The organism is Streptomyces sp. (genome assembly GCF_019510245.1).
Taxonomy (GTDB): Bacteria; Actinomycetota; Actinomycetes; order Streptomycetales; family Streptomycetaceae; genus Streptomyces.
Map to the genome: position 1 here is coordinate 1 of NZ_JAEKKT010000213.1, position 14,182 is coordinate 14,182.

12 protein-coding genes are annotated in these 14,182 nt (G+C 73.1%); 8 read left to right on the forward strand and 4 right to left on the reverse strand.

The window, feature by feature from the left end:
- The 4 genes from sucB to JF597_RS42900 form a co-directional block, all read left to right on the forward strand.
- On the forward strand, positions 1–1,163 hold a 1,163-nt coding region (gene sucB / locus JF597_RS42885; protein ID WP_294009501.1), incomplete at its 5' end, for a 2-oxoglutarate dehydrogenase, E2 component, dihydrolipoamide succinyltransferase.
- Positions 1,164–1,335: 172 nt separating this feature from the next.
- The gene (locus JF597_RS42890) at positions 1,336–1,959 is read left to right on the forward strand and encodes a GntR family transcriptional regulator (protein WP_294009503.1); all 624 of its coding nucleotides are present in this window, start codon (positions 1,336–1,338) and stop codon (positions 1,957–1,959) included.
- A 524-nt stretch (positions 1,960–2,483) separates the two neighbouring features.
- On the forward strand, positions 2,484–5,186 hold the full coding sequence (gene aceE, locus JF597_RS42895; protein ID WP_294009505.1) for a pyruvate dehydrogenase (acetyl-transferring), homodimeric type: 2,703 nt from the start codon (positions 2,484–2,486) through the stop codon (positions 5,184–5,186).
- A gap of 97 nt (positions 5,187–5,283) precedes the next feature.
- Positions 5,284–5,802 (forward strand): DUF4240 domain-containing protein, encoded by a 519-nt coding sequence (locus JF597_RS42900; protein ID WP_294009550.1) that lies wholly within the window; start codon positions 5,284–5,286, stop codon positions 5,800–5,802.
- 18 nt (positions 5,803–5,820) lie between these two features.
- Here JF597_RS42900 and JF597_RS42905 read toward each other — a convergent pair whose 3' ends face one another.
- Both JF597_RS42905 and JF597_RS42910 read right to left on the reverse strand, forming a co-directional pair.
- The gene (locus tag JF597_RS42905) at positions 5,821–6,072 is read right to left on the reverse strand and encodes a hypothetical protein (RefSeq protein ID WP_294009507.1); all 252 of its coding nucleotides are present in this window, start codon (positions 6,070–6,072) and stop codon (positions 5,821–5,823) included.
- A gap of 72 nt (positions 6,073–6,144) precedes the next feature.
- Positions 6,145–7,023 (reverse strand): peptidoglycan recognition protein, encoded by an 879-nt coding sequence (locus JF597_RS42910; protein WP_294009508.1) that lies wholly within the window; start codon positions 7,021–7,023, stop codon positions 6,145–6,147.
- A gap of 189 nt (positions 7,024–7,212) precedes the next feature.
- On the opposite strand from JF597_RS42910, the gene JF597_RS42915 reads away from it, so the two are divergent.
- On the forward strand, positions 7,213–8,397 hold the full coding sequence (locus tag JF597_RS42915; protein ID WP_294009509.1) for a MarP family serine protease: 1,185 nt from the start codon (positions 7,213–7,215) through the stop codon (positions 8,395–8,397).
- Between the two features lie 13 nt (positions 8,398–8,410).
- On the opposite strand, the gene JF597_RS42920 is transcribed toward JF597_RS42915, so the two are convergent.
- The gene (locus JF597_RS42920; RefSeq protein ID WP_294009510.1) at positions 8,411–8,899 is read right to left on the reverse strand and encodes a GNAT family N-acetyltransferase; all 489 of its coding nucleotides are present in this window, start codon (positions 8,897–8,899) and stop codon (positions 8,411–8,413) included.
- 72 nt (positions 8,900–8,971) lie between these two features.
- On the opposite strand from JF597_RS42920, the gene JF597_RS42925 reads away from it, so the two are divergent.
- Both JF597_RS42925 and JF597_RS42930 read left to right on the forward strand, forming a co-directional pair.
- Complete coding sequence (locus JF597_RS42925) at positions 8,972–9,865, forward strand: TIGR01777 family oxidoreductase (protein WP_294009512.1); 894 nt, start codon at positions 8,972–8,974, stop codon at positions 9,863–9,865.
- 160 nt (positions 9,866–10,025) lie between these two features.
- Positions 10,026–11,384, forward strand: coding sequence for an NAD(P)/FAD-dependent oxidoreductase (locus tag JF597_RS42930; protein WP_294009514.1), 1,359 nt, complete (start codon positions 10,026–10,028; stop codon positions 11,382–11,384).
- Positions 11,385–11,617: 233 nt separating this feature from the next.
- Here the strand turns inward: JF597_RS42930 and JF597_RS42935 are convergent, their stop codons facing one another.
- Positions 11,618–13,093, reverse strand: coding sequence for a regulator (locus JF597_RS42935; RefSeq protein ID WP_294009516.1), 1,476 nt, complete (start codon positions 13,091–13,093; stop codon positions 11,618–11,620).
- Positions 13,094–13,341: 248 nt separating this feature from the next.
- Here JF597_RS42935 and lipB point away from each other — a divergent pair, with 248 nt between their 5' ends.
- Positions 13,342–14,145, forward strand: coding sequence for a lipoyl(octanoyl) transferase LipB (gene lipB, locus JF597_RS42940; protein ID WP_294009518.1), 804 nt, complete (start codon positions 13,342–13,344; stop codon positions 14,143–14,145).
- Positions 14,146–14,182: the final 37 nt, after the last annotated feature.

The following is a 14,182-nucleotide window of genomic DNA, read 5'->3' on the forward strand; positions in this document are numbered from 1 at the left end:
CCGCCCCGGCCCCCGCCGCCCCGGCTCCGGCGCCCGCCGCCGCTGCCCCGGCCCCCGCCGCCCCGGCGCCCGCGCCCGCCCCGGCCGCTCCGGCGCCCGCGCCCGCCCCGGCCGCTCCGGCTCCGGCGCCCGCCGCCGCTGCCCCGGCCCCGGCCGCCCCGGCTCCCGCGCCGGTGGCCGCCGCCCCCGTCACCCCGGCTCCGGCTCCGGCCGCTCCGGTCGACGAGGGTGCCTACGTCACCCCGCTGGTCCGCAAGCTCGCCGCCGAGAACGGCGTCGACCTGGGCGCCGTCAAGGGCACCGGCGTCGGCGGCCGTATCCGCAAGCAGGACGTGCTCGCCGCCGCCGAGGCCGCGAAGGCCGCCGCCGCCGCTCCGGCTCCCGCCGCTGCCGCTCCGGCCGCCGCCGCTGCCAAGAAGGCCCCGGCGCTGGAGGTCTCCCCGCTCCGCGGCCAGACCGTCAAGATGACCCGCATCCGCAAGGTCATCGGCGACAACATGGTCAAGGCGCTGCACGAGCAGGCCCAGCTCTCCTCGGTCGTCGAGGTCGACGTGACCCGCCTGATGCGCCTGCGCACCCAGGCCAAGGACTCGTTCGCGGCCCGCGAGGGCGTCAAGCTCTCCCCGATGCCGTTCTTCGTCAAGGCCGCCGCCCAGGCGCTGAAGGCCCACCCGGTCATCAACTCCCGGATCAACGAGGCCGACGGGACCATCACCTACTTCGACACCGAGAACATCGGTATCGCGGTGGACTCCGAGAAGGGCCTGATGACCCCGGTCATCAAGGGCGCCGGCGACCTCAACATCGCCGGTATCGCCAAGGCCACGGCCGACCTGGCCGGCAAGGTCCGCGCCAACAAGATCACCCCGGACGAGCTCTCCGGTGCGACCTTCACCATCTCCAACACCGGCTCGCGCGGCGCGCTGTTCGACACGATCATCGTGCCGCCGAACCAGGTCGCGATCCTCGGCATCGGTGCCACGGTCAAGCGTCCGGCCGTCATCGAGACGGAGGAGGGCACGGTCATCGGCGTCCGCGACATGACGTACCTGACCCTGTCCTACGACCACCGCCTGGTGGACGGCGCCGACGCGGCCCGCTACCTGACGGCCGTCAAGGCGATCCTGGAGGCCGGCGAGTTCGAGGTCGAGCTCGGTCTCTGACGTCCAGCGATGTCCACGGTGCCCCGTCCGGAGTTCTTCCGGGCGGGGCAGCGTCGTCTCACCGGGCAGCGTGTAAGTCTCGTCTCACCTGCGCGAAAGCGCCCCCGTGCGCCTCTCCCGAAAGGCGGTCCGGCCTTATTGTCTAAACGTCAAACGCCCTTAAGGAGCTCCCATGACCGCGCCCGTCGTCCACTCGCTGCGCGAACAGATCCGCGAGCACATCGTGGAGGGGATCGTCAGCGGGCGCTGGAAGCCGGGCGAGCGGATCGTGGAGCGACGGATCGCGACGGAGCTGGAGGTCAGCCAGACGCCGGTGCGGGAGGCGCTGCGCGAGCTGGAGTCGCTCCGGCTCATCGAGTCGGCGCCGAACAAGGGCGTGCGGGTGCGGAACCTGACGGCGGCCGACCTGGAGGAGAGCTACCCGGTGCGGGCCGGCCTGGAGGCGATCGCGGCGGAGCTGGCGGCGGAGCGGCTGGCGGAGGACTGCTCGGCCCTCGAGCCGCACGTGGCGGCTCTCTACGACGCCGACCGGAACGCCGACGGCACGGGCCAGGTCCGCCACACGGTCGGCTTCCACCGCGAGCTGGTCCGGGCGGCCGGGAACTCGGTGCTGCTGCACACCTGGGAGGGGCTGGGCATCGAGGTCTTCACGGCCCTGTCGATCCGCTGGCTGGGCACGGTCCAGCAGTCGTACGCCGAGGAACACGAGGAACTGGTCGCCGCCTTCCAGCGCCGCGACCCCCGCATCGCAGACATCGTGAAGTCCCACGTCCTGGGCTGCGCCCCGAGGCCGTGAGCCTACGGAGGCGCGGCAAGTAGCGCCCGGCGGAAAAGAAGGGCGAGCCGGACGACGCCCCTGAAGGGGCGCTGGGGGTACCCCCGGCCGATGGCTGGGGGAGGACCTGCGCGACCAGCCACGACGACGCGGCACCCTACCGAGCACCCCCACCCGCAACGGCGAGTGGCAACGCCCGGCTCGGCACCGCCGGCAACCGCCGTCCCCTGAGCGCCGTCGCGGCGGAAGACAGGGTGGCGAGCCCCTCCCACACACGAGCACACCCCCGCTCAAACACCGCCTCACCTGCGCAAACGCCGACTGGATCACGTCACCCGGTGCCATCGCCGAAGGCACCCCGTGCCGACTTTCTCGGAATCGAGAGGTTTTGCCCCGCAACCCTTTGATCGATCATCGATCAGGGAGTTAGAGTCACCGACGGGCCCGCACCCGGGCCCTCAGCCCTGTCCTGCCAAAGACCAAGGGCACCCCCGAAGAACCCCTTACCGATGAGGGAACCCCCTTCGACTGAGGAAGGCGGCGACATGACCGACCCCCAGGCCATCCAGCCGAGCGCGCTCGACCAGCTCCACGACCGGGATCCGGAGGAGACCGCCGAATGGCAGGCCTCCCTGGACGCCGTGGCCAGGGAGGCCGGGCCGCACCGCGCCGCGTACCTGATGCGCCGCACGCTGGAGCGCGCCGAGGCGGACGGCGTCGCGCTGCCGAAGCTGCTGGAGACCGACTACCTCAACACCATCCCCACCGCCGCCGAGACGCCCGTCCCCGGCGACGAGGAGATGGAGCGGAAGATCACCTCGTGGAACCGCTGGAACGCGGCCGCGATGGTCACCCGGGGCAGCAAGCACGGTGTCGGCGGCCACATCGCCACCTTCGCCTCCGCCGCCTGGCTCTACGAGACCGGCTTCAACCACTTCTTCAAGGGCAAGGAGGGGGACGGCAGCGGTGACCAGCTCTACATCCAGGGCCACGCCTCCCCCGGCATCTACGCCCGCGCCTTCCTCGACGGCCGGCTGACCGAGGCGCACCTCGACAACTTCCGCCAGGAGGCCGGCGGCAACGGCCTCCCGTCGTACCCGCACCCCCGCCGCCTGCCCTGGCTGTGGGAGTTCCCGACGGTGAGCATGGGCCTCGGCCCGCTCTCGGCCATCTACCAGGCCCGCTTCAACCGGTACCTGACCGCGCGCGGCATCAAGGACGTCTCGCAGTCCCACGTCTGGGCGTTCCTCGGCGACGGCGAGATGGACGAGCCCGAGTCGACGGCGGCGCTCGCACTCGCCTCCCGCGAGGGTCTCGACAACCTCACCTTCGTCATCAACTGCAACCTGCAGCGCCTCGACGGCCCGGTGCGCGCCAACTTCAAGATCGTGCAGGAGCTGGAGGCCCAGTTCCGCGGCGCCGGCTGGAACGTCGTCAAGACGCTCTGGGGCACGGCCTGGGACGAGCTGTTCGCGCTCGACACCACCGGCGCGCTGGTACGACGGCTGCGCGAGGTACCGGACGCGCAGGTGCAGACGTACCAGACCCGCGACGCCGCCTACATCCGCGCCGACTTCTTCGGCAAGGACCCCGCGCTCGCCGAGATGGCGAAGCTGCTGAGCGACGACAAGATCCTCGAGTGCTTCCACCTCTCGCGCGGCGGTCACGAGGCACGCAAGGTGTACGCCGCGTACAAGGCCGCCGTCGAGTTCAAGGGCGCGCCGACCGTGATCCTGGCCCAGACGGTCAAGGGCCACACCCTCGGCGAGGGCTTCGCGTCGAAGAACGCCAACCACCAGATGAAGAAGCTGACGGTGGACGAGTTCAAGACGATGCGGGAGCTGCTGGAGCTGCCGATCCCGGACAGCGCCTTCGTCGACGGCGTCGTGCCCTACGGCCACCCCGGCGCCGACTCCCCCGAGGTCCGCTACCTCCAGGAGCGCCGCGCGGCCCTCGGCGGCGCGGCCCCGGCCCGCCGTACGCACGCCCTGGCCCCGCTGCCCGCCCCCGCCGACAAGGCCTTCGCCTCCTTCGACAAGGGCTCCGGCTCGCAGAACGTGGCGACGACGATGGCCTTCGTCCGTCTCGTCAAGGACCTGGTGCGGGACAAGGAGACCGGGAAGCGCTGGGTGCCGATCGTCCCGGACGAGGCGCGCACCTTCGGCATGGAGAGCCTGTTCCCGTCGCTGGGCATCTACTCGCCCAAGGGGCAGACGTACGAGCCGGTCGACCGTAACCAGCTGATGTACTACAAGGAGGCCAAGAACGGCCAGATCCTCAACGAGGGGATCACCGAGGCCGGTTCGATGGCCGACTTCATCGCCGCGTCCACCGCGTACGCGACGCACGGCGAGGCGATGATCCCGTTCTACATCTTCTACTCGATGTTCGGCTGGCAGCGCACCGCCGACCAGATGTGGCAGCTCGGCGACCAGCTCGGCCGCGGCTTCCTCGTCGGCGCGACCGCCGGCCGTACCACCCTGACCGGTGAGGGCCTCCAGCACGCCGACGGCCACTCCCCGGTGATCGCCGCGACCAACCCGGCGGCGCTGTCGTACGACCCGGCCTTCGCCTACGAGATCGCGACGATCGTCAAGGACGGTCTGCGCCGGATGTACGGCGAGTCGGCGCCGGGCGAGGACCCGAACGTCTTCTACTACCTGACCGTCTACAACGAGCCGCTCCCGCAGCCCGCCAAGCCGGCCGGCCTCGGCATCGACGAGGGCATCGTCAAGGGCCTGTACCGCTTCAACACGGCGGAGTCCGCCGGGCTGTCGGTGCCGGCGAACGCCCCGCGCATCCAGCTGCTCGGCTCCGGTACGGCGATCCACTGGGCGCTCAAGGCGCAGCGGCTGCTCGCCGAGGAGTGGGGCGTGGCCGCCGACGTCTGGTCCGCGACCTCCTGGACGGAGCTGCGCCGTGACGCCATGGAGGCGGACGCGGCCCTGCTGCGCGGTGAGGAGCGGGTGCCGTACGTCCGCCAGGCGCTGCACGGCGCGGAGGGCCCGGTCCTGGCCGTGTCCGACTACATGCGCCAGGTCCCGGACCAGATCGCGCAGTGGGTCGAGCAGGACTGGGCCTCCCTCGGCGCCGACGGCTTCGGGCTCTCCGACACCCGGGACGCGGCCCGCCGCCACTTCGGCGTCGACGCCGAGTCGGTCGTCGTGGCGGCGCTGGCCCAGCTGGCCAGGCGCGGCGAGGTCAAGGCGACCGCGGTGAAGGAAGCGCGGGAGCGTTACGCGCTCTGAGCGGTTGACGGGGCGGCGCACGCGGGAGTGACGGTGGATAACAATCCGCACCACTCCGCGTGCGCCCCCGCCGCCCAGGCACGATGCTGGACCCGTGATGGACGAGACGGAGTTCTGGGAGCTGGTCGACAGCACCCGCGAGGCCGCCGAGGGCGACCCCGAGGAGCAGGCCGACCTGCTCGTGGAGCGGCTGCTCCAGCTGGAGCCCGACCTGGTCCTGGACTTCGCCCGGCACTTCGAGGCCCGCTACAACCGCGCCTACCGCTGGGACCTGTGGGGCGCGGCCTGGGTGCTGCTCGACGGGGCCAGCGACGACGCGTTCGACTTCTTCCGGTGCTGGCTCATCGCCCAGGGCCGGGAGGTCTTCGAGGGCGCCCTGCACGACCCGGACGCGCTCGCGGAACTGCTGTCCGACTTCGACGAGGAGATCGACGGCGACGGCGAGGAGCTGGGGTACGCCGCGGACGAGGCGTACGAGCAGCTCACCGGGACGGTGGCGCCGGACCTGGGCATCGCCCCCGCGCCCTCCGAACCCGAGGGCACCCCGGTCGACTTCGAGAACGGCCAGGCGCTCGCCGAGCGGTTCCCCAGGCTGTGGGACCGCTTCAAGGGGTAGGCGCCGGGCGGGTGGGCCTCAGGCCGCGGTACGGCGGCGGGTCGCGTCGGACGGGATGTACGCCTGGGTCTGCTCGGCCTTGACCGCGTGGTGCATCGGCGCCGCGTTGGCCTGGTCGAGGGCGGACGCGGTGACCGCGGCCGGGCCGAGGACGACCGTCGCCACCGCGCAGACCACGGCCCAGGGCCCCCTGGACGACCTGACCCGGCCGGCCTTCTCCGTGGCCTGCGTGCGGGCTTCGGCACGGGCTCCGGTACGACTGCTGTTCATGATCCCCACCTCCAGTCGGCTGCTGATGTCCCTGACGGTAGGACGCGGGGATCTGAACGGCCTGCGTGCCGCCTATGGCGTTCCTGTGGACGCTTTCGCGGGGGGCCCGGGGGCGGTCGCCGGAGGCCTTTCCATGAGTGTCCGCAGGGGAGTTCCCGCCCGGGTCCCCCTGCCCTGCAGCCGGGCCGCAGTCTCCCTGATCTCCGGGAGGCGGGCGGCGAGGGCGGCTCCGGGGCAGTTGGTCCGGTAGCCGTCCTGGTGGCCGGCCACGGCGGGCAGCGCGACGGTGGTGCCCTCCCGGTAGCGGCTGAGGCCGTTGCTGGAGACCAGCCGGGCGCTGCCGCGCGGGTCGACGTCGGCGAGCCCGAGTTTCCAGGCGGCGACGGCGGCGATCGCGTCGGTCATGGCGCGCGGCACGGGGACCCCGGCGGTGAAGGTGCCGAGGGCGGCGATGCCGGCGGTGCGGTGGTTGAAGCCCTGGGTGTGCGCGCCGGTGACGGCCCGGTCCGCGCCGCCCGCGCGGCCCTCGTAGATGGTGCCGCACCGGTCGACGAGGAAGTTGTAGCCGATGTCGTCCCAGGCGCGGTCGCCGGTCTGGCCGGTGTACAGGCGGCGGATGATCTCGGGGGTCTGCGCGCAGGAGTAGCCGTTGGGCGAGTCGGTGTGGTGCACGAAGACGGCGACGACCTGGTCGTCGTAGCGCGGCGGCGGCTGGGTGCGGCGGACGGAGGCGTCCAGCCACGCCGAGCGCGGCACGATGTGCGGCCGGGGCGCCCGGAAGCGGGTGGCGGGGCTGGCGGGCGCGGGCGCGGCCAGGTGGATCGCGACGGGCCGGTCGGCGCCCCGGGCGGACAGCACCAGGGCGAGGACGGCGGTGAGGCCGGCCAGGCAGCCGAGCAGCATGAGGGCGGTGATCCGGGTGCGCCGCCCCGCTCTGGGGAAGACACGCATGGACATCACTCTCGGGGTGATCGACTGCGCCCGCGATGTGTGCTGTGCCACCTGGTGGAACCATCGTCCCGGTCCGGGGCGTTTCAGGAGGTACACGTGCGCGTGGCCGGTTCCCGGGGCCCGGCGCGCGTGAACTGATCACCGGGCCTGTCCCGACCGTATTAAGGGCACCGAGAGAAAGGCGGCTCAGTGGACCTGCTCGACCTGGTGCTCGTACTGGTGGTCCTCGTCTACGCGGCGTCCGGTTACCGGCGCGGGCTGGTGGCCGGCTGCGTGTCGCTGGCCGGGTTCGTGGGCGGCGCGGTGATCGGCGTGTGGGTGCTGCCGTGGGTGATGGAGCTGGTCACGCGCGGGACGGCGACGGCGACGGTGACCGCGGTGCTGACGGTGCTGGTGCCGGCGGTGCTGGGGCACGAGCTGGCGGGGCGGCTGGCGCTGCGGCTGCGCCGCGAGCTGGACGAGGGGCCGCTCAGGGTGGCCGACGGGATAGGCGGGGCGGTCGCCAACTCGGTGGCGGTGCTGATCGTGTCCTGGGTGGCGGCGAGCGTCCTCGGCGCGTCCTCGACGCCCGCGGTGACGACGGCGATACGGGACTCGAAGCTGCTCGGCGCCGTGCAGGACACCATGCCGGACACCACGCCCGCCTGGTTCTCGCGGGCCACCTCGGCGCTGACCGAAGCGGGTTTCCCGCAGGTCTTCAACCCGTTCGAGAACGAGTCGACGGCCCGGGTCGCCAAGCCCTCCGGGGACAACGTCACGGCGGCGGCCACGAACGCGGCCAAGCGCAGCACGGTCAAGATCGAGGGCTCCTCCGGCACCCAGGGGCGCGAGGGCAGTGGGTTCGTGTTCGCGCCGCAGCACGTGATGACCAACGCGCACGTGGTGGCCGGCATCGACAACCCGAGCGTGCGGATCGGCGGGGTCGGTCCGTCGTACGACGCGGAGGTCGTCTCCTTCGACCCGGACCGGGACGTGGCAGTGCTGTACGTGCCGCACCTGCGGGCTCCGGTGCTGAGGTTCGACACGAGCGCGGCGCGCGGGAACTCCGCGGTGGTGGCCGGCTATCCGCAGGACGGGGACCTGAACCTGCAGGCGGCCACCGTGGCGAACAAGGTGCAGGCCACCGGCCAGAACATCTACGGCGACGCCACGGTGACCCGGGAGATCTACTCGATCCGCTCCACGGTCCGCCCCGGCAACTCCGGCGGCCCGCTGCTGACCACCGGTGGCAGGGTGTACGGCGTGGTGTTCGCCCGCTCCACCTCCGACGACGAGACGGGGTACGTGCTGACCGCCGACGAGGTGGCCGCGGACGCCTCGCGGGCGGCGCGCGCCACCTCACCGGTGGACACGGGCGAACTGATCACGTCCTGAGGGGGCGCGGCCGTCACAACTCCCGGCCCATGACCACGTCGTCGACGTACTCGCCGTCCAGGTAGAACTCCCCGGGCAGTACGCCCTCGACGGCGAAGCCCTCCGACTCGTAGAGCCGGCGCGCCGGGGTGTTGTGCCCGAGGACGCCGAGCCGGATCCGGCGGGCGCCGCGGCTGCGGGCCTCCTCCATCGCCGCCCGCAGCAGCGCCCGCGCCACGCCCCGGCCGCGGGCCTCCTCGGCGACCGCGAGGCCCTGGATCTGCCGGACGTGCGCGTTGGAGGCGATCTTGTAGGCGAGGCCGATGCGGACGTAGCCGACGATGCGCCGGTCGAGCTCGGCGACCAGGGTGTCCTCGGGGGTGTGCCGCTCGCCGAAGAAGGGGTCGTAGGGCGGCTGCGGCCGCGGCAGGACCGCGTGCAGGTACGACCAGGTGGCGCGGTCGAGGGCGGAGAGCTCCTCGTCGTCGTCGGGCAGGGCGGTGCGTATGTACGGCTCTGGCATGCGGTCACCCTAGGACGGCCGGCCGCGGGGCCCCACGGGTTTTCCGCCGTGATTCCCGGCATGCTGGTGACCATGGAACGCTCTCGTATCGCGGTGGCCGGCGCGTCCGGTCTCATCGGCAGCGCCCTGGTGCGCTCCCTCCGGGCGGACGGGCACGAGGTGGTGCGCCTGGTGCGGCGTGCCGCCGAGGGCGCCGGGGAGGTCTGCTGGGACCCGGGTGGGCAGTACGTGGACACCGCGGGTCTGGCCGGCTGTGACGCGGTGGTGAACCTCGCCGGGGCCGGGATCGGCGACCGGCGCTGGACGGCCGCCTACAAGCGGGAGATCCGGGACAGCCGGGTGCTCGGCACGGCGGCGCTCGCGGAGGCCGTGGCGGCGATGCCGGACCCGCCGCGGGTGTTCGTGAGCGGCAGCGCGGTGGGCCTCTACGGCGACACCGGCGACCGGGCCGTGGACGAGGACGCCCCGCCCGGGGACGGCTTCCTGCCGTCGCTGTGCGTGGAGTGGGAGGAGGCGGCGGCCCCGGCGCAGGAGGCGGGGGTACGGACGGTGTTCACGCGCACCGGGCTGGTGGTGGCCCGCGGCGGCGGGGCCTGGGGCCGGCTCTTCCCGCTCTTCAAGGCGGGGCTCGGCGGCCGGCTGGGCGACGGCCGGCAGTACTGGTCGTTCATCGCGCTGCACGACGAGGTGGCCGCGATCCGGTTCCTGATGGAGACTGAGGGTCTGTCGGGCCCGTTCAACCTCACCGCGCCGCATCCCCTGACCAACGGAGAGATCACCGCGGCGATGGCCCGGGTGCTGGGCCGCCCGGCCCTCTTCCCGGTGCCCTCCCCGGTCCTGCGGGCGGCGCTCGGCGAGATGGCCGGGGACGTGCTCGGCAGCCAACGGGTGGTGCCGAAGCGGCTGCTGGAGTCCGGGTTCACCTTCGCGTTCCCGGGCATCGAGGACGCGATCCGGGCGGCCTGACGGCCCCTGTGACCGTATGCGACCGGCGTGCGACCGTGCCCTGTTCATGCGCGACTGTCCTTGACCGGTCACCGCCCTAACCTCGACCCGAACTCGGGTATCCCCGGAGCTTGTTGGGGGCATCACGTCTCCACCGGACGCGCAATCGAGGAGGGGCCTCGTGCATGAGCCCGCGTACCAGGCGGACGTCGTCATCGTGGGGGCCGGTATCGCCGGACTCTCCGCGGCTCATCGGCTGAACAGCGCAGGAGTAACGACCGCGGTCCTGGAGGCCGCCCCTTACGTCGGCGGACGCATGTCGACCGAGAAGGTGGACGGCTTCCGGCTCGACCGGATCGGGCAGCTCCTGTCCACGTCCTATCCGGAGCTACGCCTCGCCCCGGGACTGGACGCCCTGGTTCTGCGCCGGTACGCGCCCGGCGTGCTGCTGCATCGCGACGGGCGCAGGCACCGGGCCGGCGCTCCGGCGGGCGGCGGAAGCGCGAGGGGCGCACTGTACGCGGTGCGCGCCCTGGCAAGCGCCCCCAGGGGCGGCTCGCCGGTGGCGCCGCCGCGGTCGACCGCACCGATGGGCGGCGCGGTCGACCAGGCCCGCCTGGGTGCCGCGCTGGGCCGCATCGCCACGACCCCGGTCGAGCGCATCCTCGCCCGCCCGGAGCTCCCCGCCGCCCACGCCCTCGCGGAGCGCGGGGTGCCCGCCCGCACGATCGACGGCTTCCTGCGCCCGCTGCTCGCGGCCCTCCTCTGCGACCCCGGGCTGACGACGTCCAGCCGTTGCGCGGACCTCGCCCTGCGCTCCTTCGCGAGCGGCCGGCTGTGCGTGCCGGAGGGCGGCGCCGAGGTCCTCCCCGACCTCCTGGCCCGCGCCCTCCCGCCCGGCACGGTCCACACCGGCGTACGGGTCACCTCGGTCTCCACCACCTCGGTGACGACGGCCGACCACGGCGAGATCCGCTGCCGCGCGGTGCTGCTCGCCACGGACGCGAGGGCCGCCGCCGAACTGCTCCCGGGTTTGCGCGTCCCGGACTTCCACGAGGTGACGGTGGTCCACCACACCACGGACGAAGCGGCGACGCTCACGACCGGAACGTCCCTCCTCCTGGACGCCGACCGCGGCGGCCCCGTCTCCCACACCTCCGTCGTCAGCAACATCGACCCGAGCCGGGCTCCGCAGGGCCGCGCCCTGATCTCCTCGACCATCCTCGGCGCGCCCCCCGCGGACATCGACACAGCGGTCCGCATGCACCTCTCCCGCCTCTACGGCACGTCGACGCGCCGCTGGGAGACTCTCGCCGTCCACCACACCCCCGAGGCCGTCCCCGCCATGCGCCCCCCGCACGACCTCCGCCGCCCCGTCCGCCTCCTCGCCGGCCTCTACGTCTGCGGCGACCACCGCGACACCAGCACAGTCCAGGGAGCCCTCCACTCGGCCCACCGCGCAACGGCGGCGATCCTGGCGGACCTGGGCACAGCGGGCTCCATGAACCGAGCAGAGCCCCCGCAACGCCGAGCCGCATAGCGCCGCCCCCTTGGGGGTGCGGGGAACTGCGCGAGCAACCACGACGGTGGTGCACCGGGCAGCCGACCGGAACCGGCAACGGCGAGTGGCCGTGCCCGGCCCGGCACCGCCGGACAACACCGTCGTGGCCGACCACCGCTGCGGCGGAAAAGAAACCGCGCGGCATGGCGCCCCGTCAGGGCCGCGGGGAACTGCGCGAGCCACCACGACGGTGGTGCAGCAGGAGGAGAACGTCAGCCCAACGCCGCCACCTTCTCCCGGTACCCCTTCACCGGTGCCGCGTCCTTGTACGGCTCCAGCCGGCGTTCGAAGTCGCGTACGTACTCGGTCGCCCGCACCGACCGCATCTCGGCCGCCGCACCCGCCGCCTCCACGCCCAGCGCGCACGCCTGGTCCAGTTCGCCGAGGCCCAGGCGGGCCGTGGCGAGGACCACCCGGCAGAAGAGGCGGCTTCGGGCATAGGAGGGCGCACGGAGCTGGAGGGAGCGCTCGGCGTGCTGCGCGGACGCGCGGAACTGCTGGAGGTCGCGGTGGCAGTGGCCGAACTCGTCGGCGAGCTGGGCCTCGTCGAAGAAGCGGGCCCAGTAGGGGACTTCGTCACCGGGGCGGGCCGCCTCCAGGGCACGCTCGGCACGGACCAGCGCGCCCGTGCAGGCCCGCACCTCGCCGAGGACCCCGTGGGCGCGCGCCTCCGCCGCGTGGAGCAGGGCCTGGACCACCGGTGGCGCGCTCGTGCCCACCCCTTGCTGGGCGACGCGCGCGAGCTGCACCGCTTCGCGGCCGTGGCCGAGGTAGACCGCCTGGCGGCTCATGGTGACGAGCACGTAGGAGCCGTAGGACCGGTCCCCCGCCGCCTGGGCGAGCCGCAGCGACTGGACGAAGTAGCGCTGGGCGAGGCCGTGCGCGGCGATGTCGTACGACGTCCAGCCCGCGAGCCGGGTCAGGTCGGCCGCCGCACCGAACAGCCTGCGGCCGGTCTGCTCGCCGTACGTGCCGCGCAGCATCGGCTCGCACTCGTGCTCCAGGTACCGGACGAGGGCCTGCCGGGCGTGGCCGCCGCCGTACTGGTCGTCGAGCGAGCGGAACAGTTCGCCGACCGAGCGGAGCGCCGCGATGTCGCCGCCGGTCACCTTCTGGCCGGGCCCGCGCTCGGCCTGTCCGCGCGGGTACACCGGTGCGAGCCGCACCGGCTTGGGCGCGGCGGGCCGGGTCTGCGCCGGCACCCGGGCCAGGCCCGCCGGTGCCGCCGGCTCGCCGCGGGCCACCTTGTCGTCGGCGCGGCCGATCAGCCAGTCCCGGCTGGGGACGACCAGCCCGGCCGGGGTGAAGGCGATCTTGCGGAGCTCGGCGTGGCTGCCGGAGTCCTTGCGCCACAGCCCGCTGACGATGTCGACGGCCTCCTCGGGGGTGGCCGCGAACTCCAGCCCGGCGTAGACCGGGGCACAGGCGTCGAGGCCCAGGTCCTGGGCGGTGAGCCGGCGGCCCAGTCGCCGGGTGAAGACCTCGGCGATCAGGGCGGGTGTGGTGCCCCGGGGCTGCTGGCCGCGCAGCCACCGGGTGACCGACGTCTTGTCGTATCTGAGATCCAGCCCGTGTTCGAGTCCGAGTTGGTCGACGCGACGGGCCAGACCCGCGTTGGAGAACCCCGCTTCTGCGATGAGCGCGGCGAGCTGGCGGTTGGGGGTGCGCTGCGCGGGTCGGTCCGTCATCTGGGGTGCGGTCTCCTGCCTTCTGGGTCAGCTCGGTCGCTTGTGCCCGTATTGCCGGTGAGCAGCCCTTTTGGCGCTCGTGGACGGCGCGAATGTAGCGGAGAGTGAGCAGTCGATCGCACATCTCGCCGCGCATTCATCCGATCGTGTGAGGATTGACACCGGGGCTGACGCGCGACGGGCGGACGTACAGTGGCTTGGGCGCGTTATGTGCCTGACACACCCATCGCCCGAGGGAGGCGCTTGCCGTGAGTGAGTTGCGGTTCGTCCGCATGGGGTTCGGCGCGGAAGCCGTCGAGTACCAGGAGGCGTGGGACGAGCAGCGCCGGGTGCACGCGGCGCGGTTCGCCGACGAGGAGCCCGACACGGTCCTGCTGCTCGAACACCCCCCGGTCTACACGGCGGGCCGCCGCACCGCGGACAACGAGCGGCCGCTCGACGGCACCCCCGTCATCGACGTGGACCGCGGCGGCAAGATCACCTGGCACGGTCCGGGCCAGCTGGTGGGCTACCCGATCCAGAAGCTCCCGCGCCCGGTGGACGTGGTCGCCCACGTCCGGCGCCTGGAGGAGGCCCTGATCCGCGTCTGCACCGAGTTCGGCCTGGAGACCACCCGGGTCGAGGGACGCAGCGGCGTGTGGGTGCTCGGCGACCCGGTCGAACAGCGGCCGCAGGCCCTCGGAGGCCTCTCCCTGGACTTCGACCCGCGACTGACGGACGAGGAGTTCGACCCCCGCCTCAACGGCCCGGAGTACGCCCCCTCCAACGCCGGCCAGCGCCGCGAGGACCGCAAGATCGCCGCGATCGGCATCCGCGTCGCCAAGGGCGTGACCATGCACGGCTTCGCGCTCAACGTGAACCCGGACAACAAGTGGTTCGACAAGATCATCCCGTGCGGCATCCGCGACGCCGGCGTCGCCTCCCTCGCCGGCGAGCTCGGCCGGGACGTGACGATCGCCGAGGTGCTGCCGGTGGTGGAACGGCACCTGAAGGACGTACTGGAGAACGCCGAACCGAGGCCCAGGGTCATCGAGAAGGCACCGGCGGCATAAACCGGCCCGCCCGGCACTTGAGGACGAAGGGCACCGC